The sequence below is a fragment of the Pseudofrankia saprophytica genome (genome assembly GCF_000235425.2).
Lineage (GTDB): Bacteria > Actinomycetota > Actinomycetes > Frankiales > Frankiaceae > Pseudofrankia > Pseudofrankia saprophytica.
Genome location: NZ_KI912266.1, coordinates 4334985 through 4361283 on the forward strand (window position 1 = coordinate 4334985; position 26299 = coordinate 4361283).

General features: G+C 69.2%; 20 protein-coding genes and 1 other RNA gene. 16 read left to right on the top strand and 5 right to left on the bottom strand.

The annotated features are described in order from the left end of the window. The 3 genes from FRCN3DRAFT_RS0218105 to rnpB all read left to right on the top strand — a co-directional run. On the top strand, positions 1–691 hold a 691-nt coding region (locus FRCN3DRAFT_RS0218105), incomplete at its 5' end, for a 2-oxo acid dehydrogenase subunit E2 (RefSeq protein ID WP_027140704.1). 514 nt (positions 692–1205) lie between these two features. Continuing rightward, on the top strand, positions 1206–2114 hold the full coding sequence (locus FRCN3DRAFT_RS0218110; protein WP_007516517.1) for a hypothetical protein: 909 nt from the start codon (positions 1206–1208) through the stop codon (positions 2112–2114). 76 nt (positions 2115–2190) lie between these two features. After that, an RNA gene (gene rnpB, locus FRCN3DRAFT_RS50170) (RNase P RNA component class A) lies at positions 2191–2607 on the top strand. 74 nt (positions 2608–2681) lie between these two features. On the opposite strand, the gene FRCN3DRAFT_RS0218115 is transcribed toward rnpB, so the two are convergent. Next, positions 2682–3152, bottom strand: coding sequence for a hypothetical protein (locus FRCN3DRAFT_RS0218115; protein WP_007516516.1), 471 nt, complete (start codon positions 3150–3152; stop codon positions 2682–2684). A gap of 440 nt (positions 3153–3592) precedes the next feature. Beyond that, positions 3593–4081: an ATP-binding protein gene (locus FRCN3DRAFT_RS0218125; RefSeq protein ID WP_007516515.1), complete on the bottom strand. Its 489-nt coding sequence runs from the start codon at positions 4079–4081 to the stop codon at positions 3593–3595. 1381 nt (positions 4082–5462) lie between these two features. On the opposite strand from FRCN3DRAFT_RS0218125, the gene FRCN3DRAFT_RS0218130 reads away from it, so the two are divergent. The 3 genes from FRCN3DRAFT_RS0218130 to FRCN3DRAFT_RS54155 all read left to right on the top strand — a co-directional run bounded on the left by FRCN3DRAFT_RS0218130 (position 5463) and on the right by FRCN3DRAFT_RS54155 (position 8034). Next, entirely contained in the window at positions 5463–6776 is a 1314-nt protein-coding gene (locus tag FRCN3DRAFT_RS0218130) for an FAD-dependent oxidoreductase (RefSeq protein WP_007516512.1), read from the top strand. Continuing rightward, on the top strand, positions 6773–7420 hold the full coding sequence (locus FRCN3DRAFT_RS0218135) for a HEAT repeat domain-containing protein (protein WP_007516511.1): 648 nt from the start codon (positions 6773–6775) through the stop codon (positions 7418–7420). Before FRCN3DRAFT_RS0218130 ends, FRCN3DRAFT_RS0218135 begins: the two co-directional genes overlap by 4 nt. Positions 7421–7524: 104 nt before the next feature. Then, positions 7525–8034 carry a hypothetical protein gene (locus FRCN3DRAFT_RS54155; protein WP_007516510.1) on the top strand — a complete coding sequence of 170 codons (510 nt, stop codon included), beginning with the start codon at positions 7525–7527 and terminating at the stop codon, positions 8032–8034. Between the two features lie 637 nt (positions 8035–8671). Here FRCN3DRAFT_RS54155 and FRCN3DRAFT_RS0218145 read toward each other — a convergent pair. After that, on the bottom strand, positions 8672–9154 hold the full coding sequence (locus FRCN3DRAFT_RS0218145; RefSeq protein ID WP_027140705.1) for an RrF2 family transcriptional regulator: 483 nt from the start codon (positions 9152–9154) through the stop codon (positions 8672–8674). Positions 9155–9251: 97 nt separating this feature from the next. Here FRCN3DRAFT_RS0218145 and FRCN3DRAFT_RS0218150 point away from each other — a divergent pair, with 97 nt between their 5' ends. From FRCN3DRAFT_RS0218150 to fxsT, 9 genes are all read left to right on the top strand, one after another. Beyond that, entirely contained in the window at positions 9252–9986 is a 735-nt protein-coding gene (locus tag FRCN3DRAFT_RS0218150; RefSeq protein ID WP_007516507.1) for an SDR family oxidoreductase, read from the top strand. Positions 9987–10116: 130 nt separating this feature from the next. After that, positions 10117–11445, top strand: a complete 1329-nt coding sequence (locus FRCN3DRAFT_RS0218155) for an NAD(P)/FAD-dependent oxidoreductase (RefSeq protein WP_007516506.1) — start codon at positions 10117–10119, stop codon at positions 11443–11445. Between the two features lie 326 nt (positions 11446–11771). Next, entirely contained in the window at positions 11772–12011 is a 240-nt protein-coding gene (locus tag FRCN3DRAFT_RS57425) for a lipopolysaccharide assembly protein LapA domain-containing protein (RefSeq protein WP_335341693.1), read from the top strand. Positions 12012–12168: 157 nt separating this feature from the next. Beyond that, positions 12169–12744, top strand: a complete 576-nt coding sequence (locus FRCN3DRAFT_RS0218165; protein ID WP_035928415.1) for a PaaI family thioesterase — start codon at positions 12169–12171, stop codon at positions 12742–12744. Positions 12745–13052: 308 nt separating this feature from the next. Then, complete coding sequence (locus FRCN3DRAFT_RS0218170) at positions 13053–14039, top strand: ParA family protein (protein ID WP_007516500.1); 987 nt, start codon at positions 13053–13055, stop codon at positions 14037–14039. Between the two features lie 132 nt (positions 14040–14171). Continuing rightward, on the top strand, positions 14172–14861 hold the full coding sequence (locus FRCN3DRAFT_RS0218175) for a M50 family metallopeptidase (protein ID WP_007516499.1): 690 nt from the start codon (positions 14172–14174) through the stop codon (positions 14859–14861). Positions 14862–15188: 327 nt separating this feature from the next. Continuing rightward, the gene (locus FRCN3DRAFT_RS0218180; RefSeq protein WP_007516498.1) at positions 15189–16655 is read left to right on the top strand and encodes a VMAP-C domain-containing protein; all 1467 of its coding nucleotides are present in this window, start codon (positions 15189–15191) and stop codon (positions 16653–16655) included. A gap of 92 nt (positions 16656–16747) precedes the next feature. Further along, positions 16748–17851 carry an AAA family ATPase gene (locus FRCN3DRAFT_RS0218185; RefSeq protein WP_035924895.1) on the top strand — a complete coding sequence of 368 codons (1104 nt, stop codon included), beginning with the start codon at positions 16748–16750 and terminating at the stop codon, positions 17849–17851. Further along, positions 17848–22041 carry an FxSxx-COOH system tetratricopeptide repeat protein gene (gene fxsT / locus FRCN3DRAFT_RS45055; protein ID WP_007516496.1) on the top strand — a complete coding sequence of 1398 codons (4194 nt, stop codon included), beginning with the start codon at positions 17848–17850 and terminating at the stop codon, positions 22039–22041. The genes FRCN3DRAFT_RS0218185 and fxsT overlap by 4 nt, the downstream gene beginning before the upstream one ends. A 30-nt stretch (positions 22042–22071) precedes the next feature. On the opposite strand, the gene FRCN3DRAFT_RS51620 is transcribed toward fxsT, so the two are convergent. Further along, positions 22072–23976, bottom strand: a complete 1905-nt coding sequence (locus FRCN3DRAFT_RS51620) for an HEXXH motif domain-containing protein (RefSeq protein WP_084174260.1) — start codon at positions 23974–23976, stop codon at positions 22072–22074. Beyond that, positions 23969–24142 (bottom strand): hypothetical protein, encoded by a 174-nt coding sequence (locus FRCN3DRAFT_RS55150; protein ID WP_007516494.1) that lies wholly within the window; start codon positions 24140–24142, stop codon positions 23969–23971. Before FRCN3DRAFT_RS55150 ends, FRCN3DRAFT_RS51620 begins: the two co-directional genes overlap by 8 nt. 457 nt (positions 24143–24599) lie before the next feature. Here FRCN3DRAFT_RS55150 and FRCN3DRAFT_RS0218205 point away from each other — a divergent pair, with 457 nt between their 5' ends. Next, the gene (locus FRCN3DRAFT_RS0218205; protein WP_131803462.1) at positions 24600–26243 is read left to right on the top strand and encodes a VMAP-C domain-containing protein; all 1644 of its coding nucleotides are present in this window, start codon (positions 24600–24602) and stop codon (positions 26241–26243) included. Positions 26244–26299: the final 56 nt, after the last annotated feature.

Genomic DNA, 26299 nt, shown 5'->3' on the forward strand with positions numbered 1-26299 from the left:
GATGGCGCTCGCCATGGAACGCAGCGCCTTCACGGTCCCGCAGGCGACGGTGCACCGCGCCGTCGACGTCACCGCGATGCTGGCGCTGGTCGCCCGCTGGCGCGCCCAGAACGAGGCGGCGGCGCGTCCCGGCGCCGCGGCGCCGCCGCGGGTGACGTCGTTGGCGTTCATCGCGCGTGCCGTCGTCGCGGCGCTCGCGGCGCACCCGCTGGCGAACGCGCGCTGGCTGACGTCCGTTGACGGGTCCAGCGAGATCGAGGTGTTCGCGGGCGTCAACCTGGGGGTGGCCGTCGCCGCCGACCGCGGGCTGATCGTGCCGGTCGTCCCGGACGCCGACCGGCTGTCGCTGCCCGCGCTGGCGGGCGAGCTCACCGAGCTCGTCACCCAGGCCCGCGCCGGCCGGACCCCGCCAGCCCGGATGCTCGGCGCCACGATCACCGTGTCCAACGTCGGCGTCTTCGGGGTCGACGCGGCCGCCGGGCTGGTCCGCGAGGGCGAGGCGGCGCTCGTCGTGCTCGGCGCCATCCGGGAGACCCCGGCCGTATGGGAAGGCCAGATCCAGATCCGCCGGGTGATGACCATCTCGGTGTCGTTCGACCACCGGATCCTGGACGGCGAGGCGGCCTCCCGCTACCTCGGAGAGATCGCCGCCGTCCTGGCCGACCCAACGCGCCTCCTGCTGCTCGGCTGACCCTTCGCCGGGCCGACCTGGCCGAGTGACGGAAATCTCGACCCGGCTGGCCCTGCTCGCCCGGCGGGCCAGCCGGGAGACCGGCGGCCGCGGCGATCCCGGCGCGCGAGCCTTCCCGGCGCGGGGCTCGCTGGCCCTTCCGAGGCGGCGCTTCCGCCTGGTGGCTAGGACGTCTGGGCATTTCGCGGGAGCGACGACCACGCAACTCCCGCCCTGGTCGGTGCGTCCGACGTGGCATTGGTAGGCGCCCCGCGCCCCGCGGCCTGGCGGCAGTGACCCAGGCGGCACGCCCCGGAGCGGACCGTGGTCGGGTGGGCTCGTGGTGGGCTGCGATGGTGAACCCCGTGGATCTGCCCAGGTTGGTCCCGCCTAGGATCGCCCCGGGCGAGTCGACCGGAGTCGTCCCCGGCGGCGGGCTGTCCCCGCCCGGCACCGGCCTCGCGGCCGACGCGGGCGCACCGACCGACCGGGCACCGCGCGCGGACACGAGATCTGACAGACGGAGGAACACCAGGTGGACGTGTTGCCGGACATCCTGCTCACGGTCGCGATCTCGCTTGCGGCGGGCGCGCTCGGGGCGCTGGCCATCCGGCTGTGGGAACGGCCCGGCGGCGCGCCCATGTCGAGGCCCCGCCAGTCGACGCTGTTCGGGCTCGCGGCCGACGACGAGATCCTCGTCGCGGTCGCCTCGCTCGCGCCGAACGGGATGATCGCCCGTGACGACGTGCTCGCGGTCTCGGAGATCTCCTCGGTCATCTACGGAGCGGACGCGCGGCCCAGGGTCACCCCAGGCGGAGCGGTGCAGGACAGCATCGGCCGGCGCACCGAGTTCTGCATCGGCGACCCGCGCTCGAACCCGCGGATGGCGGCCCACCTGTCCCGCTACCTGCCCGGGGTGACCTTCTCCCCGCCCACGCCGCCCGCTCCGCCGTCGGCGGCCCCGGCGCTGGCCACCGTCGGCGCCTCCGCCGAGGGCGCCCCCAACGGGGCGGCGCAGGACACGACCAACCTGTCGGGCCCGATGATCGTGCCCGCTCGCCCACCGCGGGAGAGCCGGGTCATCGCGGTCACCGTCCCGAGCGGGCGGGAGGGCCGGCGGCTGCGCGGCGAGAAGGGCGACGGCGCGGACAAGGCGGCCAGGGAGTTCGCCGGCCGGCCGGGCGAGCACGAGTTCGCGCTGCTGGCCCGGGTGGCCGCCGGCCCGGCCCGCCGGCCGCTGTTCATCCTCGCCGGGCAGACCGCGACGGCGAACCTCGCCGCCGCGTACTACCTGCGCAGCCGTGCCGACGAACTCACCGCCGAGTTCTCCAACAGGCCGTCGTTCTGCCTGATCCTGCGGGTCGACGCGGCGACCGTCTACGGCCACGAGCTGGTCGAGCGCGAAGCCGACATCAGCGCCGCCATCGTCCCGCCGACTGTCTGAATCCACCTCGGCCGTCCGCCCCGGGCCGACCGCCCGTTTGAGCAAGATCCGTCCGCCGGGTAGAGTTCAGTACGGACGAGTCGGCCGGGCGGTCGCGTCGGGGCCGGCGTGAGCCGGCACCCGCCGAGGAAAGTCCGGACTCCACAGGGCAGGGTGGTGGGTAACGCCCACCCGGGGTGACCCGCGGGACAGTGCCACAGAAAACAGACCGCCGGTACCGGCGCCGCGAGGCGTCGGGCACCGGTAAGGGTGAAACGGTGCGGTAAGAGCGCACCAGCGCCCGGGGTGACCCGGGCGGCTTGGTAAACCCCACCCGGAGCAAGGTCAAAAGGTGGGTGGCCGCAAGGGCATCCACTGCGCGGACGTTCGAGGGCGGCCCGCCCGAGTCCGCGGGTAGACCGCACGAGGCCGTCGGCAACGGCGGCCCTAGAGAGATGATCGCCGACCGGCCACGCGCCGGTCACAGAATCCGGCTTACAGGCCGACTCGTCCCCAAGACCCCTACAGCGCCCGACCTCATGGGAGGAAGTTGGCAATGTTGGCGTGCGTGGGCCGGGGTGTCCACCATCACTCCGGCAGCAGCTCACCGAGGTGTTCTGCGGCCGACCTGCCGAGCAGCCGTGCGTCGTCCGCGGGCGAGACGTCCGTCTCCAGCTCGGCCAGTAGGCCCGAAACCGCTCTGCGCACCGTTGCCGGATGCGACCAGCTCTCGGCTGTCAGCATCTGCTGACCGAAGCACAGCGCCAGGCGGTCGACGATGTCGCGCAGGCGCGCGGCCGTCTCGGTCGTCTCCTCCTCCGGAAACTCCACCAACTGGTAGGCGGCGTCCTTGCAGACGTCCCACAGCGTATGACGGCCTCCGGTGGCCGAGGCGCGGTCCGCGTCGCGTGCCTGCGCCCACACCTGCGTGAAGTCGCCCGACGCGACGAGGTCGCCAACCGGCCAGCGGCACAGGCACGGCCCCGGGCGCTCCCCCCAGATGCGGGCGCAGTCCTGGAAGGGCCGTCCGCCCCGTGCGGAAAGCCGGGGTGCGACCACGCGAGCACGTCTGGCCAGGTGCGTACCAGCGCGCCCGGCGTCAGCACCGCTGACAGCACGGTCCGCGCGAACTTGCGTCGCACCGCCGGGTCGTCGACGAGACGGCGGGCGGCCGCGCAGGCCACCGGATCGGCCAGGCAGCCCTCGTCGCAGTCACCGGACGCGAGCATCGGCCCCACCCCCTGGACGCGGGCGTGCTCACGTACCTCGGCGTCGGTGGGCCAACTGCCGGAACCGCCCTTGACCTGCGGGATTTGGACCAGTAACGGCGCGTCCTCGCCGTCCGCGAACACCGCGGCTCGACCTGCCGGCAGGCTCGCCATGGCCACGTCCTGACGGGTGGTCATCACCATGGTGTCACCGAGCACGTCACGGTCGTCCCCGGCCACGATGCGGTGGGCCACCTTCAGGTTGGTGTTCTTCAGCACGTCCCGCGCGACCTAGGTGGGTATCTGGTCCACCACGACCACGCCCTGCCCATAGGCGCGGATCTCCGAAAGCAGGCCGGTGAACGTCTCCACGGCCTTGCCCATGGCGTCGGCCTCCGCCTCCGAGCGGTCCTTGCCGGCGCCGGTGTCGGCGAGCAGTCTGTGGGCCTCCTCCACGATAAGGAGATGCCGCAGCTTCTCGATGTCGCCCTCGGTTCGGCGCTGCTCGACCAGCCGGATCATCAGCAGGCCCATCATGAATGCCTTGTCGTCGTCATCGCCCATGCCTTCAAGTTCGAGCACGGTCGGCTGCCCGAGCAGCGTGGACATCGGCAGTGAGCCGCGCGTGTCGAGCATGCGTCCCTTGCCTCCCGTGCGCAGGCCGTCAAGCCGGGTGCGCAGGGCCACGCGCAGGTCGCCGGTCACCTTCTCCTCGTACCCGAGCCCAGGCACGATCTCCTCGAGCAGGGTCCGTTCCCCGGCGCTGTCGTAGCGCTCCACGCGGAAGCTCCAGATCGTTCTCGTACTGGTTCTCGCCGTGGAACTCCGAGCGCACCTGCGCCCCGCGCACTTGACCGTCGACGGCGGTCGTACTGCCCACTGCTGGGGTCACGCCGGCGACGCGCCGGAAGTCAGGGCGATCGAGGCCCGTTGCCGTCGGGGCGCTGAAGGTGCCGCCGCTCCGAGCCTCCGGGCCCCGTGTCTCCGAGGTCGGCCCGCCCTGCCGGTTGCCACGTGGCCGCCAACCGCCGTCGCCTGGGCGAGCACTCCGATCCGAGGGCGGACCCGGCGGCAGGATGTCGTCCCCAGATGCTCCCGAGGGCCAGGACTGCCTTTCGGGGGAGTCTAGAGGCCCCGACCGGACGGACGGTGGCGTCACCGGCGGGGGTGGGGCCGCAGAGAACGGCTGGCCGCAGTGGCCGCACACCCGGTCACCCGCTGCCGGCGCCGCCCCACAACGGACGCATGCTCGGACACCGACCATGTGCCAATTTTATGGCTGCCCCCATTTTTACGCAGGTCGGCGAATCCGGGGCCGAGTATCGCGTCGCCGATGCGTCCGATGATTGCCGGTCAGCGCCGTTCCGTACGCGATGCGACGTGATGACCATTTTCGCAGGTCCTGCCTGACCGCATTTTGACGATCTCGCCTGGTCGGCGTCTGATGAAGCCGAAATTTGTGGAGCGAGTTCGGCGAAGATGTCTCGGTCTCCGACGGATCGAGATTTCGGGTGTCCGTGGGGTGGAGCTGTGGAGGGGAAGTAATGGGTGAGATGCCGAGTGATCGGCGATCGCAGTCCGAGGAGAGGCGATCGGACTCGCCGCGCGCCGGAGCCAGCGATCGAGGTGAGTCCGCTGGCGGACGCGACCGCTCCCACTTCAGCGATCGAGAACGGAAGGAGTACGAGTCCGCAGACAGGACCATCCATGCTCGCACCAACTTCACGAAAAATGACGGTCATGGCGAGAGGTCGGGGAGCGCTGACTCGTACGCGAGCAAGGATCCGGACGGGAGGTCGAGGATCGAGACCGAGGTCAGAAACAAGGAAGGCAACGTCGAAAAGAGATCCGACTCGGTGACCGAACACAAGAACGGAAAGGACTACACGCATACGGATAAATATGGCGGGGCTGGTAGGAAGGCGGTAGCTCCGATTCCGTGACGTCCACTTCGAAGGATGGCAAGACCTCCAAGTCCCACACCGACAAATATGACGGCGACGGAAAGAAGACGGGCAGTTCGGACACCACGACCGCAACCGGGAAGGATGGAAGAAGCAACACTCACATCAACGGCAACGAGGTGGCATAGGAGCCAGCCCGGTATGGGTACCTGACGGACTACTACGAAGGCGCCAACTGGAGAGGAGAAGCCTGTCAAATGATAGATCTCGACGTGCTTGTTATCGGAGGCGGCGCGCAGGGCCTCTGGCTCCTGAACGATCTGAGCAAGCGTCAGTACAGGACGGTGCTCCTCGAGCGTGGCGAACTGGGCGGCGGCCAGACATGTCACTCGCATGGCCTCATACATCGGGGTCATTACTACGACGACACGGACATGATGATAATTCTTAATGCGGCCGCGCAGTTCTGGGAGGCATTTGTAGATGAGAAGGGCATTGCCAAGCTAAACAAGTCCCGGGCGCTTGCCGGTTTCGGGCCGGGAACGGCGGTTCAGCGACACACATATTTTTGGAGCACGGCCGGTCTAAATTTTGACGAATGTCCGGAGTGGCCCGAGGCTCTGCTGGGGGGCAAGGTAAAGCATCTCTTCGAGACGGATGAGTTTTCGCTTGACGCGAGTGAGGTGGTGAAGGGCCTTTCTCGCGATGTCGACCATGCGACATACAAGCTGGATGAGGGCGACGATGCTATCCGATTTATTCACGACGGGAAGTCCATCAGCAGTGTGGAGGCTTCGCTCTCGGGTACGCAGGTCGAGCTCAGGCCGAAGTTCGTGGTCATCGCCGCCGGGATCGGGAACTGCGGCCTGCTGGGAAGAATCGGAGCCAATCGGAACCCGAGCGCAGGAGAAACATTCGTTCAGGCGCAGCGTAAGAACCAGATGATGGTCCTGCGCGGTGACCATCTGCCGCTCATGACCGCGGTTTTTCCAATCCGCGGTGGGCTCCAGGGCGTCTTCCTCTGCTCCCGTGAGGACCCGGAGACCGGGAGGCCTGTCTGGCTCGTTTCCGATCACAACAGTGTGCCGTTTCCCATGGGATCCGACGGGACGCCCCAGACGAGCGCCTTCCCGTCTCAGGAGTGGGTGAAGCGCATGCTGATATCGCTGTCATCGGTCGCTCCGGGACTGTTCGTGGACGACGACTCCAGCAAATTGGAGGTTTCCGTCTACACAGGCCTTACCTCCGAGCGCAGCTTCGGAGTCGGACAGCACATGACTGACATGTACATCGATCCGCTCGGGTTCGACAACGTCCTGACTGTCTGGCCCACCAAACTCACCATGACTCCGTTCGCCAGCAATGTCGTCATGAGGTTCATCCGCCCGAAGGTGCCGGAGCCGGCCGGCGGTTGGCCCAGGGTCGAGCGCGAGATCACCGCGCGGGCGCCCCTTGTCGCGAATGAGATGTGGCAGCGGACACGAGTGAGCACGCCCTACGAGGTGAAGACCCCGTGGCTCCCCTTCCGTCATTTCCTCGAAGAGTGGCGCGCGGAAAAGGAGATCGGATGACGGACGAACTCGGCAGGCTGGCGAGCGAGCTCCGGGAGCAGACGGACAATACGCAGAGGCGCGTTGCGGCCAAGCGCCTGCGAGAGTTGGCGTTCGCGAGGAGAAGAAGCCTCGAAAAAAGGGGGTCACTAGATCACCCGGCTAACGGAGAAATGACCCTGGGTGACCTGGACTCCCTTCGTTCGGCAATTTACGCCACTGACCGCTCGGTTCGGCTTGACGCAATAGTTGCCGCTGGTGACCTCGGCGATGAGACCTTCGTCGCGGACCTTGCCGCCCAATGCGAGAGCGCCGACCAAGAAATACGCCTGGCAGCAATAGACTCACTCGGCGACATCGGCGGTCCTGAAAGCGTCTCCGTTCTCATTCCACTCGCGACCAATCCGGAGGAGGGGGCGGATATCCGTCTGGCGGCGATGACCGAGTTCGAGGAGCTTGCGGCAAAGAACATCACATCGGGCCCCGATCGCCGGATCGGTACAAACCTTCAGGGGACCACCGAGGCTTGGCCGGTGTTCTCGCGTCTCGTCAGGTCGAAGCTCGTCGGCGCGATGCGCGCTACCGAGGCCGACCCCTCGGCGGACGAATTTCTGCGGTTGAAGGCCGCCGATATTCTTATGTATCTTCGCGAGCGTGTCGTCTGACATGAGAATTTACGCAGGACCTCACGTTGTTCCCGCTGACCCGCGAGCATCGTGCAACGTGACCTCGCCATCGGTTTGACTTCTTTTCATGGAGGTCTGACGACATGGGAAAATCACCTGAAGGTGGCTCCGGCGCCGGGCGCGGTCTTAGATTCTGGAGCCTCACACTGGCCACAGGTGCAGTAGTAGCCCTGCTGGGAACCTGGATAGTGGCAGCGATGACCGTCCGGCCGACAATAACCCTGAGCGCGGCGAGCACACTCCTTGAGAACTTTCACCGCGACGCCGCTGATCCGGCGAAGGTGAGAGATGCCTGGAACACGATGACGACGACGAACTACCGTCGATATGTGGGGATTACGTATCCGAAGTTCAGAGAATTTTGGCAGAACGAGACGCCGCCTGATATCGTCCATGTGTCGAAGGACGGAGATCAGACGTTTTCCGTCCTGCTTGTGTATCACCCGAAGGGCGGCGGCAATCTTCAGAATCAATTCGCCGCAGTCCTTGTCTGTGATGACTGGCGAGCGCGATGGACCTTCGGTGACTGTGGTGCCGAGTCGTTGCGACTCGATGACATAAAACACTACGACTATCGAGTCGTGCAGGGATAGGGTGCGCACCCGGTCAACCCCGGCGTAAGTTCCCGGCCTTGTATCTGGGAGATGGCGAGGTGTGTTTGGTATGCCTGCTGCTGCCAGGTCCAATATACGCCGAGCCGGTCGCAGGTGTTCCAGCCTGGGCATTCTGGGTCGTGGGTGCCGATGCCGAAGATATTGACGCGATATGTCCTCGGCCGGGGTCGGCGGCAGGTCGGTCCCGATGTCGCGGTTCGCGTCATATCGCGGCGTCCGGCAGATGGCCGGTCATTCGGTTGCGTACTTACCTGAGGATTGGGAACTGTAATCGGCACCTCTGTTGTCGATGGAGTGGGGATACCGATGCCTTCTCGTTCGATCTCCGGGATCGGCTGGTTCTGTCTGGCTGTATTCCTCCTGCTGGCCGCGGCTGTGGTGCTGGCTCTTGACTCCGTGGAGTTTCCACCCGAAGGCGGGAGGCAGAGTCAGATCGTTGCCAGCTGCTACCAGCTCCCAGACGGGAATGTGGTGTGTGACAGGTAGGGCCCATGATGCGTGACATCCAGGGCGGTCGGGGGCAGGGGCGCCATTGCCGGCGTTGCGCGCCTGCCCACCGCGCCCGCGAGCGACCCTCTGATCCGCCGCTCCACACCGCCGGTCGCCGTCGCGCTGGTCAGTGCTCCGCCGGGGTCAGCCAGGCGCCGATCTGGCCGAGGACGTCGGACTCGTAGTCGTGGGCCACCGAACGGCTCAGGTCGGCGATCGATACCTCGCGCAGGGCCGCGCGCCAGGCGTGGTCGGCGGCGAGCATCGTGCGGGTGATGGCGCAGGGCGCGGTGCACGCCTCCGGCGGGGCGGCCAGTGGGCCCCGCTGCCGGATCTCCGCGCACACGAACGTCGGCTGCGGTCCCTCGACGGCCTCGACCACGTCGAGCGCCGTGATCTCCTCCGGTGGGCGGGTCAGCACGTATCCGCCGGACTTGCCCTGCACCGACCGCACCAGCTCCGCGCGGGACAGCGCCTGCAGGTGCTTGGCCAGGTACGTCGCCGAGACCCCGTGCAGCTGCGCCAAACGGGCCGCGGGGACCGGTTCGCTCGCCGCGGTCAGCACCACGCAGCAGTGCAACGCCGCCTCGACCCCACCGGACAACCGCACGGGTTCAGCGTATAGACGGCGACTTGACTCGGACAACATGTGTCTGGGTAAGGTGTAACTCGGACATGATGAATCCGAGTTATGAAAGGCTGACACCATGAAGATCGCGGTCATCGGCACGGGCCTCATCGGATCCCAGGTCGCGCGCAAGCTCGCGGCGGCCGGCCACGAGGTCGGCGCGCACTCGCGCGCCACCGGCGTCGACCTGCTCACCGGCGCGGGGCTCGACGAGGCGGTACGCGGCGCCCAGGTCGTCGTGGACCTGACCAACTCCCCGACCTTCGACGAGGCGTCGGTGGACTTCTTCCGGACGTCGGTCACCAACCTCCTGGCCGCCGCCTCCGGGGCTGGCGCCAGCCATGTCGTCGCGCTGTCGATCGTCGGCGTAGACCAGGTGCCCGACCTGGTCTACTACCGGGCCAAGACGCTGCAGGAGGACCTGGTCAAGGCCGGTCCCCTCCCGTACTCGATCGTTCGCGCGACCCAGTTCATGGAGTTCGTCCCGGCGGTGCTGGCCTGGACCACCGACGGCGACGTCGTACGCCTGCCGGCCACGCCGATCCAGCCGATCGCCGCCGCGGAGGTCGCCGACGCCGTCGCCGAGGTCGCGGCCGGCGCCCCGCTGGCTGGCACGCGCGAGGTCGGCGGGCCCGAGGTCTTCCCGCTCGACGAGCTGGGCCGCGTCACCCTGGCCGCGACCGGCGACGGGCGCCGGGTCGTCACCGACGAGACGGCGGGCATGTTCGCCGCGGTCAAGGGCGACGTGCTCACCACGTCAGAGGGTGCCCACATCGCGGCCACGCACTACCGCGACTGGCTGCGGTCGCGCTGACCCGGTCGCCCCGCCCCTGTCCCAGATGCCGCCCCTGTCCGCGATACCGCGTACGCCGGGGGTTTTCACATCTGCGAGCGCCGCGCCGTCTAGACAGTGTGGAGACGGAACAGATCGAACAGGGGGCGCCATGCGCAGGATCCTGATCGTCGGCGGCGGCTACGCCGGCTTCTACGCGGCCTGGAAGCTGGAGCGGAAGCTCCGTTCGGGCGAGGCCGAGGTCACCCTCGTCGACCCCCGCCCGTACATGACCTACCAGCCGTTCCTGCCCGAGGTCGTGGCCGGCTCGGTCGAGGCGCGGCACGCCGCGGTGTCGCTGCGCCGTCACCTACGCCGCACCCGGGTCATCGCCGCGACAGTGACCGCGATCGACCATGCCAACCGGGTGGCCACCGTCCAGCCCGCCGACGCGGACACGTTCGAGCTCGGCTACGACCTGATCGTCGTCACCGCCGGCGCGGTCACGCGGAAGATCCCCGTGCCCGGCATCGCCGAGCGGGCGATCGGCCTCAAGCACGTCGAGGAGGCCGTCGCCATCCGGGACCAGCTGCTGACCGCGTTCGACCGGGCCGCCGCGCTCCCGCCCGGTCCGCGGCGGCGCAAGCTGCTCACGGTCACCTTCGTCGGCGGCGGCTTCTCCGGGGTGGAGGGCTTCGGCGAGCTGCTGTCGCTGGCGACCGCGCTGTTCAAGCGCTACCCGGAGCTGCGCCGCGACGAGCTGGGGTTCCACCTGGTCGAGGCCTCGGGCCGCATCCTGCCCGAGGTCACCGACCGGCCGGGACGCTGGGTGGTGCGCTCGCTGGAACGCCGCGGCGCGCACGTCCACCTGAACACCCAGGTGACCTCCGCCGTCGACGGGCACGTGGTGCTCTCCACCGGCGCGGAGTTCGACTCGGAGCTGATCATCTGGACCGTGGGCAACGGCGGGAACCCCGTCATCGGCAGGCACACGGACCTCCCGGTCGACGAACGCGGCCTGGTCGTCGTCCGGCCGGACCTGCGGGTCGGCACCGAGAGCCATCCCGTGCCCGACGCCTGGGCGGCCGGCGACGACGCCGCCGTGCCCGACCTCGCGTCGCCTGTCCCGGGTGCGCGCACCGTGCCCAACGCCCAGCACGCCTATCGGCAGGGAAAGCTGCTGGCCCACAACCTCATCGCCACCCTGCGGGGCCGGGAGCCGAAGAAGTACGTGCACCACAGCCTCGGCGCCGTCGCGACCCTCGGCCTCGGCCACGGCATCTTCCAGTACCGGCGCATCGTCGTCACGGGGCTGCCGGCGTGGCTCATGCACCGTGGCTATCACGTGCTGGCCGTGCCGAGCTGGGAGCGCAAGGCGCGGGTCTTCGTGATCTGGCTGACCGCCGCGCTGTTCGGCCGCGACGCCCTCTCGCTCGCGGCCGTGCAGCACCCTCGGGACGCGTTCGTCAGCGGTGGTGAACCGTCCGCCCTTCCGGAGTAGGCGGAACGATGCCGGATGCCGGAGCCCGCGTCCAGACTTGCTCTGAGCTGCCGGAACGGGGTCGGGTGGATCTACACTTGCGGGAGCTTGGGGTGCCATAGGGGAGAGGGACGCTGATGACCGCGCCAGGGCAGCCGACCGGGAGTTTCAACTACGCGCCACCGGGGTCGACGGGCGGAGCACCGGTTCCACCTCCGTCGGGCCCCGTGGCGCCGACGGCGCCGCGAGGCCCCGTGGCGCCGGGCGCCCCCGTACCACCGACGCAGCCCGGGGGGACCAGACGCCGGCTGCCGGGGAGGCGCCAGCGTGGCGGCGGGGTCAGCTGGGTGGTCTATGCCGTGACCGTCCTCGTGCTCGTCCTCGCGATCATGGTCGTGCTGTTCGTCGCCCAGAACGACCAGAAGGTCACGATCTGGCTGTTCGGCACGCGCAAGTACATGTCGGTGGCCGGAGCGCTGAGCATCGCCGCGGCCGCCGGGCTGGTCGTCGGTCTGTTGATCGGTCTCATCACGCAGATCCCCGTGCGCCGCAAGCTGCGAGCCGCCAAGCGCCGCCTCGAGGGCTGACCGACCCGCTCCGCACGCCTCGCCGGCCAGGCCCGCCCCGCCCGGCGGTCTCGGGCGGCCGCAGGCGGCCTCGGGCGGGCCGGACCGAGGTCGGACCAAATGAGAGCTGGGTCGCGAACGGCCTGATGACGGTGACGGGTTGGATATCGTCCGGCTCGTGACGGCGTCTCGAACCGATCTTCCGGCCGGCGCGGCGGTGCCGGCGCGGCATCCGGACGCGCCGGCGCCGGGAACCGTCCTGCCCGCGCACTACGCGCACTGCTTCGGTTGCGGGCCCGCCGAGGAGCACGGCCTGCACCTGACGATCGTGGCCGGCGAGGGTGTCGAACTGACGGCGACCCTGGAGGTCACCGAGCACCATCAGGGCGCCCCGGGGCTGGCGCACGGCGGCCTGCTGGCGTCGGCTCTCGACGAGATCCTCGGCATGCTCGGCCATCTGACCCGGATGAGCTGTGTCACCGCTCGGCTCGAGACCGACTTCCGGCGGCCGGTGCCGGTCGGCACGACGCTTCACCTGCGGTCTCGGGCCGACGGGGTCGCTGGGCGCAAGCTGTACGCGAGCGCCGAAGGATGCCTCGGCGCCCCCGACGGTCCGGTCGCGGTCCGGGCCCGCGCCCTGTTCGTCCAGGTCGGCCTGGAACACTTCGCCGAGCACGGCCGGGCCGAGGAGCTCGAGGCGATCGTTCGCGACCCGGGCCTGGTCAGCGTCCCGGACTACCCCGTCAACCCGTAGCACGCCCGTGCCCTGGCCTTCGCGGTCACCGTCATCGCGGGCCGATCTGGCGTCGCCCGCCGCCGCCGCGGGCGGCGGCCTGGAAGCGGCGTGGGGACGCCGCGTGCCGAGGCCGGGTCGACGGCCGGCGGGGCAGGTGGTAAGCGGAATTGACGGATGCGTGCGACACGCCGTGACGGGGCCACCCATAGCCGCTTACGGCCCGTCTTGTCGGTACGCTCCAATCGCGGCCAAGGTCTGCTGCTGGACCAGCGGCTGGTGCTGTGCCACCGGCCGTGCCGCCCCTCGCGGAAATGGCAGGTTCATTCGTGGCTGGTTTCTCCGACGCGCCCTCGGCGGGCGGCGCTTCCCGGGTGCCCTTCGGTGAGGTCACCATCGAGAAGCCGCGTATCCCCGAGGAGGGCCGCCTCGAGCTGGCCCCCGCCGACGACAAGGTCGGCCAGACGGGTCCGACGGGACGGCCGATGCCGCTGTTCCCGGTGCCCGAGCCCCTGACGTCGCACGGTCCCGCCTGGGTGCTCGCCATGTGCAACCAGAAGGGCGGCGTCGGCAAGACCACCAGCACCATCAACCTGGGCGCCGCGCTCGCCGAGTACGGCCGCCGCGTGCTGCTCGTCGACTTCGACCCGCAGGGCGCGCTCTCCGTCGGCCTGGGCATCAACCCCAACCAGTTCGAACTGACCGTGCACGACCTGCTGCTGGGCGGCGGTGACACGGACATCGACGATGTGATCATCGAAACCCAGGTCGAGAACCTGGACCTGCTGCCCAGCAACATCGACCTGTCCGCCGGCGAGGTGCTGCTCGTCAGCGAGGTCGGCCGCGAGCACAGCCTGACGCGCACCCTGAAGCCGGTCCTCGACGACTACGACGTCATCCTGGTCGACTGCCAGCCGTCGCTCGGCCTGCTCACGGTGAACGCGCTGACGGCGGCCGACGCCGTGATCATCCCGCTGGAGTGCGAGTACTTCGCGCTGCGGGGTGTCGCGCTGCTGCTGCAGACGATCGACAAGGTCCGGGACCGGCTCAACTCCCGCCTCGACCTGGCCGGGATCCTCGCGACCATGTACGACGCCCGCACCCTGCACGCCCGCGAGGTGCTCGCCCGGGTCGTCGAGCGTTTCCCCGACGAGGTGTTCCACACGGTGATCAACCGGACGGTCCGTTTCCCCGAGACGACCGTCGCCGGCGAGCCGATCACCACCTACGCCCCGACCTCCGTCGGCGCGGCCGGTTACCGCCGCCTCGCCCGCGAGCTCATCACCCGCCGGGGAACGCCGCCGGCCGTCGGGTAGCGCTCCCCGCACGCCTCGCGGGCCCGGGCCGCCCCTGCCGACGGAAGTTCGATTCGACAGTGGGAGAATCGGCGCCTACTGCGGCGTTGTAGGGACGACGGAGACGGACGAACTGGAGGCGGACGACCTCTCGTGCTGTTCCACCTGGCCGAGCCCGCGGCGCTGCTCGGGATCTTCCTTGCCCTGGTCATCGGGGTCTACGCCCATGACACTGCCCAGATCTTCGCCGCGCGGCTGGCGCGTGACCCGACACCGCTGCGGTCGGGGCGGCTGAAGGCTCGACCGCTACCGACCCGGGTCAGCCCCTTCAGCGCGGTCGCGATGCTGATCGCCGGCAACGGCTGGACCGAACCGATCGGGATGAACGAGGTCTGGCGCAAGCGCCGGTTCCACGTCAGCGCGGCCATCCTCGCCGGACCACTCGCCTACCTGTTGCTCGCCTTCGGGGCGGTGGCGGGAGTCGCGGGCCTGTCCGACCCGGCCACGCTGGTCATCGGCGACCGGACCATCGAGTACGACAGCATCGACAGCTTCCCGGCGGAGCTGCTGCTCGCGATGGCCGTCACCTTCGCCGCGATGTTCATCCTGAGCCTGATCCCCATCCCGCCGACCGATGGCGGCCGGGTGCTCTTCCTGCTCGGGCCACAGTCACCCGGCTGGCGCAACGCGAACTACAAGCTCACCGAGACCCACCTCGGCGTCATCCTGCTGCTGGTGATCCTCCTCGTCCCCATCCTGATTCCGAGCCTCCCGTCGATCGTCGGCCAGCTCGCGCCACCGCTCCTGCGGGGACTGGGCAACATCGTCGGGATCAGCCTCTAGCGGTTCGACGGCCATCCGTCCCGGCAGGGCCGCCGCGCTTTCGACGCATCGATCACATGCCTCGTCGCTTCCGGCTGTCTGGCTGAGGGCCAACCGGTACCACCGTGGGTTAGCAGACGAGGCGCGGGCTGGACCGGCTCGGGCTCGTTGCTCCATTCGCCGTTGGCGCACCATCTTTCGCGGCTAGGGTGACTTTGTCACTTTCCGTGCGCTCCGCGAGCGCACAGCGGCGCGCCGGCACGGGGGACCGGATCAGGTGAGCATGGTGGCGACGCGGGGCGGCGCATGACCGTGCCCGCGCGACCTCTCCGGACGGCGGAGGGTGTGGTGCGCCGTAGGCGTGCCTCGGCGGAGATGGCGATCGCCGAGCTGCTGGCCACGGCTCCGGTGCTGCACGGTGAGCAGAGCCGTCGCCTGTTGCTCAGCAGGCTCTCCCAACGGTCCGAAACGCGGCTCGACGTGTCCGACTACCCGACCGGCCGGCAGTGGTTCCTCGGGCTGGTCTCGGTCTGCGACAGCTCCCTCGTCGGGTTGGCCCATCTACCCGCCGCCGCGGGCGACCTCGGCCTCGCCGACGCGACCCTCGCCGAACTGTCCCGCCTGGCCGACCGCTGGGAGGCCAGCGAGGCACTGGCCGACGCGTCCGACGACCTCCTGGCCCGGCTCGAGACCGCGCTGACCACGACGGCGCCCGCCACCGTCGCGCACGCCTACCGCCTGGCTCTCGGCGGGTTGGCGGTCAGCCCGCCGACGCACTGCGACACGGCCTGGGCGGTGCTGCTCCACCTGGCCGGTCGCAATGCCCCACTCGGCGCGCTGCCCCCGTATCTGGCGTTCCTCGACCAGGTGGGTGTTCTGCTCACTCCAGCGATCACGAACCAGGTCGGCCGGTTCCTCCGCAGGCAGGTGAATGGTGCCGGCCTGGCCGACCAGCTCGCGGACGCTCATGGCCGACGCACCGCCCAGGTCGGCCTCGTCCACCTCATCCTGCAGTTCGAGCGCAGCGAACTCGTCGATGGCCAGGTCGAGATGACCTGCTGGCGTCAATGGCCGGGAATCGAGGGATTCGAGCCATGTGGGACGCGGCTCGGCTCCAACGACGACCTGGAGGCGATGGCCGAGGACGCGATCGGGGAGCTGGAGGAGCTGCTCGCCGAGGGCGAGCAGCTGGTGGCGTTGGAGTTCATCCTGCCGCGCCCGCTGCTGGACCTGCCGGTCGAGCACTGGCGTACCGAGAACGACACCACGCTGCCCCGCCCCATCGGGCTGCGCTACCCCGTCGTGCTGCGCAGCCTCGAGCGCCAGCGACGCCGACGCGGGCAGCGGGAGTGGCGGCTGCGCTGGCGGGCGCTGACGAAGGGGGCGACGGGGTTTGCGCACTGTGACGCGTTCGGGGTGGGCGGCGGCGAACATGACCACGACCGTCTACAGACGAGGTTTCTTCGGGAGGACGCCATGGTCGCGCTCGTGCTGAGCGGCCCGCCGAGGGAGGACCTGGCCGCCTCCGAGCTGGACATCGCGCTGAACTGCGGGGTTCCGGTCGTGGTGTGGCATCGAGGTAGCCGAACCGAGGACGCGATCGCCGCCGCCATCCAGGCGTTCCTGGGGTCCGCGACCGGCGGTGCCGGCCTGACGGACCTGCGGGAACGGGCTCGGCGCCTGCGGGTGGACGCCCACCTCGCCAGACCTGATTGGCCGGACCTGGGCCGGCATCTCGCGCTGATGTGGGAGGACCCCGACCGTCAGCCGGAGCAGGGGCCCGAGATCGCCGCGCCGATGGCCAGGAGGCGATGACGGTGACCGAACCTCATGCGCCTGGGCCCGAGCAATCTGGCCCCGAGCACCCCGGCCTCCAGCAACCCGGCGCCGATCTGGCGGACGGGGGTATGCCTGTCCGCGACATGTCCCGACCGGTCTGGTGGCTGTTCCGTGGGACGGGGGAGCCTCTGCTGGTCGAGGAGCGCGACCGCCGCTGGCCGCCGGTGCCGCCCTGGCGGGACTTCGACGGTGGGCCTGACCTGCCGCCCCCGCCGGACGACGAGCACGAAGCCCGTCGCCGGCTCGGTCGCCGGCTCGTCGGGGGCGCCACCCGTCAGCTGAGCCACCGGCAGCTGTCGGTGATCAACACGGCGATCTACCTGCGCCGTCCGCTGCTCGTGACCGGAGGGCCCGGCTCCGGGAAGTCGAGCCTCGCCTACCTGATCGCCCGAGAGCTGGGCCTCGGCCGGGTACTTCGCTGGCCGATCACCAGCCGCACCACCGTGCGTGCCGGTCTGTACGAGTACGACGCGATCGGCCGGGCCCAGGCGGTCGTCGAGTCCGGCGCGGATGGTTCCGCAGGCATCCATCGGCAGGCGAGGCACGGCAGGGTCAGAACGGCCGGGCGGAGCTCGCGCGCCGCGCCCATCGGCGACTTCGTGCACCTGGGGCCACTGGGTACGGCGATGTTGCCGTACGCCTTCCCACGGGTGCTGCTCATCGACGAGCTCGACAAGAGTGACTACGACCTGCCCAACGACCTGTTAACGATCTTCGAAGACGGCGAGTTCGACCTGCCCGAGCTTGTTCGGGTGCGCAACCTGCAGCCCGAGGTCACGGTCTACACCGCGGACCGCGGCGCCACCGCCGTGATCCGGGGAGGGGTGGTCCGGGTGCATGCCTTTCCCATCATCGTCGTGACCAGCAACGGTGAGCGCGAGTTCCCCGCGGCCTTCCTCCGCCGCTGCGTCCGTCTCGACGTACCCGACCCCGACTCTGACGCGCTCACGAACATGGTCGCCGCGCACTTCCCGGAGGCCAGCGAAGCCGGCTACCAGAGCGTCGTCGAGGAGTTCGTGGCCCGCCGCCGCCACGGCATGCTCGCCGCCGACCAGCTGCTCAACGCCGCGCACCTGGTCATGTCCGGCGTTCTCGACGGCGACGAGCGGGACCGAGGCGAGCTGCTGGCCACAGTGTGGCGCCGTCTCGACCCAGGGGGTGACGGGGGATGACGGCCGGGGTCGGACCCGACGGTCACACCAGCTGGTCGACGGATCCCATGGACCTCGCGGACACCGTCTGGCTGGCGCTGTTCGCCGACGACCTGCCAGACCGGGCCGCCGGGCTGCCCCGGGCGGACAGCGACCCTCTGGACGAGGAATCCCTGGCCGACCTGGCGGCGCCTCGTCAGCCGCCCAACCCGCGCGAAGAGTCCGGCGAACCGGCTGGGGTCGACGGTGGCGGTCCGCGCTCGTCGCATCTGCCGCCGTCCTCCGGCGAGCCACTGGATACCGGCGATTCGGTAACGGGGGAGGCCGCCGTAGGCGGGTCGGGCGTCACTGGCTGGGACCGGCCGGTCGCCAGCAGCCGGCCCCGGCGCCGCGGCCGGTCCTGGCTGGCCCCTCGGCCCGCGACCCTGACCGCCCTGCTCGAACAGCCACGCGGGCTACGCCAGGCTCTGGAGCCCATTCGCCAGCTGGTCCCCTCTGCGGGCGAGACCGTGCTGGACGACGAGGCGACGGCCGAGCACCTGGCGGACGGGCGCTGGCGGCCCGAGTACCAGCCGGTTCTGGAGCGCCGCTATGCCCTGACCCTGGTCGTCGACGACAACTGGACGATGACGATCTGGTCGGCGCTGGTGCCGCGGCTCGTCGGCGCGCTCGAACGGCTCGGAGTGTTCCGCGACGTCCGGGTGTGCTACCTCGACACCGACGTGGCGGCGACCCGGGCGCTGAGGCTGCGTGGCAGTCGCCGCCGCGCCGCCGGGTTCTCGCCGGCCCAGCTCCTGGAGTCGCCCGGCCGCCGGATCATCTGGGTGCTGACCGACGGCATGGGCGCGGCCTGGCGACGAGGGCTGATGGAACCCGTGCTGTGGTCGTGGGCGCGGTCGCTGCAGGTCGCGCTGCTGTCCACGGTGCCGCGATCCACGTTGCGCCATACCGGAATCGACCAGTACCAGGACAACCCTGCGGAGACGGAGGCCGTGGCGGTACCGGTGCTGTTGGCGCATCCGGTCTCGATCGGCCGCTGGGCCGACCATCTCGCTGGCCAGGACGTCGGGGAGCCCTGGCTGCCCGTGCTACCGGCTCTGCACGTCGGGCCACGACGGCAGGCACCCGCCGATGCACCCGACATGGCGCCCGAAGCCGACCGCGACGCGGAAGGCGCGGACGTTCTCGACCGGCCTGAGCCGCCGCGCACCCTGGTTGCCCGCCTGCGCTCGGCTACGAGCCCCGCCGCGTTCCGGCTGGCGACCCGGCTGGCCGCCGCGCCGATCACCCGTTCCACGATGCAGCGGCTCATGGCCACCATCGAAGGGCCGGTGGGGACGTCCTCGGCCGCGCTCGCGGAGCTGTTCGCGCATGGCGTGCTTCATCCAGTCGCCGACTGGCCGACGGACGACGGAGCCATCGCCTATGACTTCGCGCCAGGGCTGCGCGAGCACCTTCTCTCGTATGGCAGCAGGGCGGAGACCCTGCGAGTGCTACGGATTGTGGACGCCGAGCTGGGCGGCCGAATCGAGGCGGTGCGTCACCTGAGCCGGGCACTGACCGACCCAGACGACACGCCCCTACCGGCCGTCACGGCCGCGAGCGTCGACTACCTCACCGTCGAGGCGACGGCCCTCGCCGCCCTGTCCGGCCGCTACCTCGCCCGTGCCCGTCGCCTCCAGGCAGCTCTTCGGCGGGGTCCGGCCTCGGGGCACGGAACCACCCGCCCCTACATCCTTGGCAATGTCCCGCCGAGGAACCCCAGATTCGTCGACCGGGAGGCGCTGCTGGATACCCTCCGCAACCGGCTGGCGGAGGGCGGCTCCGCGATGCTGCCCGAGGCGCTGCATGGCATGGGCGGGGTCGGGAAGTCGCAGGTGGCCGTCGAGTATGTGCACCGGTACGGACGCGAGTTCGATCTGGTCTGGTGGGTGCCCGCCGAGCACTCGGCGCAGATCAGCAGCTCGCTGGTCGAGCTGGCGCAGCGCCTGGACCTGCCGGTCAGTACGGAGGTGAACTCCGCGGTTCCGGCGGTGCTGGAGGCGCTGCGCCTCGGGCAGCCGTACGCGAAATGGCTACTCGTGTTCGACAACGCCGATGATCCGCAGGTGGTGCGCGACTACATCGTGCCCAGTGACTTGGGGCGTGTGCTCGTCACGACACGTAACTCTGACTGGGCAGCGGTGGCGCGGTCACTCGAGATCGGCGTGTTCACGCGGGCGGCGAGCATCGAGCTGCTACGACGACGCAGGCCCGAGCTGACGGCACGGGACGGCGACAGCCTGGCCGAGGTGCTTGGGAACCTGCCGCTCGCGGTCGAACATGCGGCGGCCTGGCTCGTCGCCACGGGAATGGCGGTCGAGAGCTACCTGCGACTGCTCCGGGAGAAGAAGGAGGAGCTGCTCGATGCCGGATCGCCGGCCGAGGATGAGCTGCCCATCCTGGCGGCGTGGAACGTCTCTCTCGACCGGCTCGGGAGTACCCATCCGGGCGCGCTGCGCCTACTGCAGCTGTTTGCGTTTCTGGCCGCGACGCCGATTCCCATGAGGATTCTTCGAGGCGGCCGGGCCACTGGGACGACGCCGGAGCTCGACGCCGTACTGCGTGACCCGACCGAGCTCGACATGGCGCTGCGCCAGATCTCCCAGTACGCGCTCGCCCGGATCGACCGCTCCGCCGACACGATCGTGGTGCACAGCCTCGCGCAAGACGTTGTCCGCACCCGGATGACGCCGGACGAGGACGCGGCCATCCACGGCGAGGTGCTCAACCTGCTGGCGGCGCACGATCCCGGAGTGCCCGACGACCCGGCGACCTGGCCCGCGTACGCCCAGCTCTATCCGCACGTGATCTCCAGCAGCGCGGTGGACAGTGACGCGGCCGGGGTTCGGGCGCTGGTCGTCGACGAGATCATCTACCTGTACAGGTTCGGTGACCACCGAAGCGGCCTCGAGCTCGCGGAACGCGCCCACCAGACATGGACGGTCGCCTCGGGCGAGGCGGCTCCGTCCACTCTCCAGGTCGCCGGCTGGCTCGGCTGGCTCTATTTCATCGTCGGCCGGTACGCCGATGCGGCGCGTACCAATGCCCGCGTACTGGAGCTGTCCACCCAGGTGAACGGCGCCGATCACGCCGAGACCCTGCTCACGATGGGGAACTGCATCACCGACCGGATCGTCGCCGGGGATTTCGAGGCCGCCCTGGAGATCGCGCGGGAGCGTCTCCGCCGGGCCGAGCGCGCCCATGGGCCCGATGACGGCGACACGATGCTGGCCGCGCATGACGTGGCGGTGGGCCTGCGGCTCGTCGGTAGATTTGCCGATGCCCGAGCGCTCGACGAGGTGACCTGGCGCCGCAAGGCCGAACTTTTCGGCGAGGGAAACCTGGAGACGCTGCGTACCTTGCTCAGTCTCGCGCTGGACCAAGAGGCGTTGGGTGACTACCACGGTGCTCTCACCCGGTGCGAAGAGCTGGTCCGACTTCTTGAGCGAGCCGTCGACAGGCGACCTGACCATTTCCAGCTGTTGCAGACGCGGGGGCTGCGAGCTGTGGTTCTACGGAAATCCGGAAGATATGCGGACGCGCTTGCGTCTAGTAGGCAGGTCACCGTAGCTTCGGAGCGACGCTACGGTGAAAATCATCCGCGTGCGATTGCCGCAGCGGTTGCCTTCGCCATCGACCTGCGGGATGCCGGAATGTTGGACGAAGCGCGAGAAATATCCGAAGCGGCGTGGCGGCGTTACGTACGTGTTTTCGGTGGGGACCAGCCGTACACGTTGGCGGCGAGTGTGCAGCTGGCCATTGTCACCCGACGGTCCGGCGATCCGGAGAGTGCGCTCGACTGGGACACGGCCGCGCATACAGGCCTTCGGCGGCGGCTCGGCGAAAATCATCCTTGGGTGTTGGCGGCGGCGACCAACCTGGCCAGCGATCGCCATGCGCTCGGGCGGATTGTCCTCGCTCACGAACTGGACGCCGATACATATGACCGGTCGCGCCGTGCCCTGGGGGACAATCATCCGTCGACCCTGTTGGCGGGTGCAAACCTCGCGATGGACGTCCGTGAGCTCGGTCGGCTGGAGGAGAGCGAGCGGATGCTGGAGAGGACGATGCAGAGCCTATATCGCGTATTAGGTGCCCATCATCCGCTGGCCAGGAGTGTTGGCGAGCGCCGGCGGGTCGACATCGACATCAACCCGCAACCTCTCTAAAGTTCTCAGCGCCCGAATGCGGTGCAACCACTAGCCGGCATCGGCGCTGAGCCCATGACCGATCCAGGTGGCGAGTTCGACCGGTGTGGGGCGGTGGTCGCTCCTTGCCGCGACGGTGGTGGCGATCGCCCGTACGAGTTCGGGCCGGGTGAGGAGGGCCTGGGCCGCCACCGGTTCTCCGGTTGCCGCCAGCGCTCGTCCGAGGCCGGTCCAGGCGCCGGCTCGGCCTGGTTCAGTCGCAAGCTCATCAAGGTAGACTGCGCGTGCCTCGTCGTATCGACGGGCGACAAGCAACAGGTCGGCCTTCTCGGCCCCCGGTATCGAATGTGGTATCAGTGCGTCTGCCATCTCGGTCGCGCTCACACGGCGACCGAGCCACCCACGTGTGGCAAAGGCGATCGCGTCCAGATGTCTGGCCGACGGGTCCGGCTTGACGACTGTCTCCGTGAGGTCGAGAACGGGCGGTGGCGCCTCAGGCCGCCATGCCTTGGCCAAGGCGGCGACAACCGTCGTCGGCGGGTGCAGATGGTGCAGCCGCCATCGGCCGTAGTGGTCAGCGGCCGCCAGGCGCGCCAGCTCCTCGACCGCGTCCGGCACCGGCTCATGCATCCACTCGTCGATGACAGCGGAGACGCCGACGAAGAAACGTGCTCCGACCGCCGTCAATTCGGGCCTACCACGCACTCGCCGCAGCGCACTGTGTACTCGCCGCCGCCACAGGGCGAATTCGAAGAAGGAAGAAGCTCCCGCCTCGGCCCCTGCCAGTCTGGCTCGGCTCCTCCAGAAGCCGGCCACTCCGAAGAACGCGAAGGTACCCTGCATCAGTCCGCGTAGGGGACGAGGATCATCTCGCCAGGGTGAGTAGAAGCATCGCTCGTCCCCGGCTTCGCTGGCGAGGACGATGTCGGTAAGGTGCATGAGCACCCCGAGCTGGGCATGGTAAAATTCGTGTACAAGGGTCGCAGCGAGTTGCTCGCCATCGCGAGGCTCGGAGATTAGGACCTTGCCGAACGCATCCCCCGCAGAGGCGCTAAAGATTCTGGTTGATTCGTCGGCGGGTAGCGGAACGACGGTCGAGGTTGCCAGCGCGAGCGCGTCGGCCTGGTTGGCATCTGTCTCACGCAAGATGCCCCAAGCCTCGTCCAGGGCATTTTCCCAACGCCGCGTGGCGCTGTTGCTCAGTCTGCCCGGTGAAGCGGTTCCGAGTAGCATGCGGTAGGGGTTGGTGTCATCTAGGTCGACGATGAGCTGCGCCTTTGGTGGGCCGACTCGAACCCAGGTATGCTTACGCCAGGTCGCGGTCGTGTCCGCGGAGAGCCCACCCGGATCGCGATCCGGCCCAGTGAGCCAACCATTCGCCCTGACACTGACGGTTCCATCGCCGGTCGCCACGACCGCCGGCTCCCAGGGTTCGGAGTACGGCCCCCGCGCCCAGCCGACAGTCGGTAGCGTAACCTCGCCGCATCGTGCGGGAACTCGCAGCCGCGCTCGAACATTCGCCCGTGCTGCCACTGAGGCGGCAATCGCGTGTAGGTAGCCGACATCGACCCACAGCGGCTCGCGCCAGGTTTGTGGGTCATCGGGACGACCTGAGCGCAGTCGTCGCAGGACGTGCGCGGCCCATGCTCCGGTCTCTGGCAGGGTAAGGACCACGCTGGTCTGGCGAGCGTTTACTCGCTGCGCGTCGACCAAAAGATCCCACGCGACGTCGACATCCTCCAGGGGGCCTGTGGCCTGAGCGCCCGCCGCGCGCGCGACATCAAGGACGGCCCGCAGCAAGACGGCACGGTGACTCCGCTCGGCGTCGAGGAGAGCGGCCCCCGTTGCGGCATCGGCCTTACCTGCAGCGATCTGGTCGACAGTCGACCAGGACAGCGCGAGACGTTCCAGCTGCCGACTGCCGGATGGCGACGCCGGCTGATCGGCATCAGTCAAGGCGTCGACTTGCGGAACCTAGCCGGTCGTCACGATCGATAGCCCGCGCGAGTATGCGCTCGATGCCCGCCCGCAGCGCATCGTCGTCGTTGGTCCTGAGCTCCGCCAGCGGAATGTCAGCGATGTCGGGGAGATCGGACTGGATAACGGCGTCCAGCGCGGGCACGCCTGGCTCCTTCCTGGGGACCTGTCGAGCGCGAGCGCATGGTGCGCTCCGACGAGGTGGCAGCCTCGGTCCCGGCTAGGCGGTGAGACTACCGCTCGACTGTGTCGCCTCCAGCGGCACGTGATGTGGCCACGCCCACTCGGCCGGTCGGAGGCGACGTCTGGTCCTCACAGGCGGCCATGGTGTCCCAAAAGTACTGTTTGGTCGCGGTCGGGTGGCGAGGGCAGGCTCGATGGCTGAGCACCGATCGGCGCCCCTGATCCGGTTGGTAGTCAGGACTGCGGGCATTGGCGCAGATAAGGTGATCGAGGGTTGATAGTGTGACCCTGAGGGTCACTGCGGGCCGGGACGGGGACCGGAGGCAGGTGAGCGTGGTGTCCTGCTTGCCCATGGCTGTGGGTGGACCTGGCGTGTTCACCGAATGTAACGGGCCTGCGCGCTCGCTCTGGATCGTGTGTTGAACGAACAGGACAGACGTACGACGCGGCGGCGTGCGGAGGTCGAGCGTGAAATCGCCGACGTTCTCCGTGACTGCCCGTCGCTGCAAGGCGAGGTCGCCCATCACGTGCTGGTCGGTCGACTACTGCGGCGTGGGGGTGTCTCGTTGTCGGTACCGGCAGCGGCGACGGACGCCATCTGGTTCCTGGGGCTCATCGGAGTGTGTCAGCGTGCGCTGGGCGGCTTCGCGGAGCTGGCATGTGCTGTCGAGGACCTGCGTGTGGAACAACCGACCGTGGACGCTCTCGCGCGTCTCGCTGATCGTTGGGAGGCCTACGGCGAGCTGGGCGACGTTCCGGACGGGGTGTTGCATCAACTGGAGGTTGAGCTGCGGCTTCTCACACCAGTCGACGTCAGCGGCGCCTACCGCCACACCGCCGGCGATAGTGCCCGCACAGTGCCGGCCTATTGCGACACGGCTTGGGCCGCGCTGCTCTGGCTTTTCTGCCAGAACGCCTCGCCGCCCGACCCCGCGTCGGACTCGGTCGCGGGACCGGGCATGCCCACCTTGCCGGCCCCGTCGCTGCCGCCGTCAATGACCTTCCTCGAGGCCGTAAAGGACGCACTGAGCCCCGCGACGGCGGGCCAGGTCGACGCGTGGAACCGTCGACGTGCCCGGGACGCCGGCCTGGTCCGACAACTGGACGAAATCCGCCTACGCCGCGACCCACAGACACGTGAACCTGGCGTAGTCCACCTGATCTTTCAGTTCGAGCTGCGCCGGGCGGCCGACCATGCTGCCGGGCAGCCGATGACCCGATCGCAAGAGATCGAGGTGGCTTGCTGGCGGCAGTGGCCCAGGTCGGAACGCTTCGAGCGGGTCGCGGCGACGGTGTGCACGGCAGGCGAACTGCCGCGGCTGACCAGCGAGGCGGTCGTGGGACTGGAGGAAGAGCTCCGGGACGCCGAGGACTTGATCATGATCGAGTTCATCCTGTCTCACGAGCTACTCCATCTGCCGGTGGAACACTGGCAGATGGAGTACGACGACCGACTGCCCAGCGCGATCGGGCTCGGCTACCCACTTGCGTTGCGCTCGCTGGAGAGACAGCGCAGAACGAGTTGGCACCGCCGGTGGCGCCGTCGCTGGCGGCGGCTGGCCGAGGGGGACGGACACGGCGTGCACTGGGACGCCGACAACGCTGGTGGAGATCTGTCTAAGTTGTACGCGTCTACCATCGAGGACGAGAACACCGTCGCGGTGGCTCTTTCCGGTCCGCCGAGAAGACGTGGCGGCCGGACCGGACGGGAGCTGAACATCGCCTTGCAGTGCGGTGTGCCGATCATCATGTGGCACCGCGGCGAGCCGACCCACGCTGCCTCCACAGCACTACGTGCCTTCCTCGACGGCATCGAGGGCGAACCGATCGTCCACGTGGGCCACGGCGGTGTCGCCGTTGCGCCGGCTGACCTGGATGAACGGCCCGACATCGCCGGCGTCGTAGGGGTCCGGCCGGCCGTCAGTCAGCTCACTGACCTGCGCGACCGGGCTCAGCGGCTGCGGGCGCGGGCCTATCGGATCTCCGCCGCGAGTCAGGATCTGGGCTGGCACCTCGCGCTGATATGGGATGATCCCGACCGGCAGCCAGAGCGGGTGTGGTGACGGCCATTCTTGTGGAGCGGAGGCGGGTAGGTAGTTGACCGAGCGACCGACGTCCG

Bases quoted from the DNA above. Each gene is read 5' to 3' on its own strand.
- FRCN3DRAFT_RS0218155 (WP_007516506.1), top strand. From the start codon at position 10,117: ATGCGCAGGATCCTGATCGTCGGCGGCGGCTACGCCGGCTTCTACGCG.
- FRCN3DRAFT_RS0218130 (WP_007516512.1), top strand. From the start codon at position 5,463: ATGATAGATCTCGACGTGCTTGTTATCGGAGGCGGCGCGCAGGGCCTC.
- FRCN3DRAFT_RS0218135 (WP_007516511.1), top strand. From the start codon at position 6,773: ATGACGGACGAACTCGGCAGGCTGGCGAGCGAGCTCCGGGAGCAGACG.
- FRCN3DRAFT_RS0218150 (WP_007516507.1), top strand. From the start codon at position 9,252: ATGAAGATCGCGGTCATCGGCACGGGCCTCATCGGATCCCAGGTCGCG.
- fxsT (WP_007516496.1), top strand. From the start codon at position 17,848: ATGACGGCCGGGGTCGGACCCGACGGTCACACCAGCTGGTCGACGGAT.
- FRCN3DRAFT_RS0218185 (WP_035924895.1), top strand. From the start codon at position 16,748: ATGCCTGTCCGCGACATGTCCCGACCGGTCTGGTGGCTGTTCCGTGGG.
- FRCN3DRAFT_RS54155 (WP_007516510.1), top strand. From the start codon at position 7,525: ATGGGAAAATCACCTGAAGGTGGCTCCGGCGCCGGGCGCGGTCTTAGA.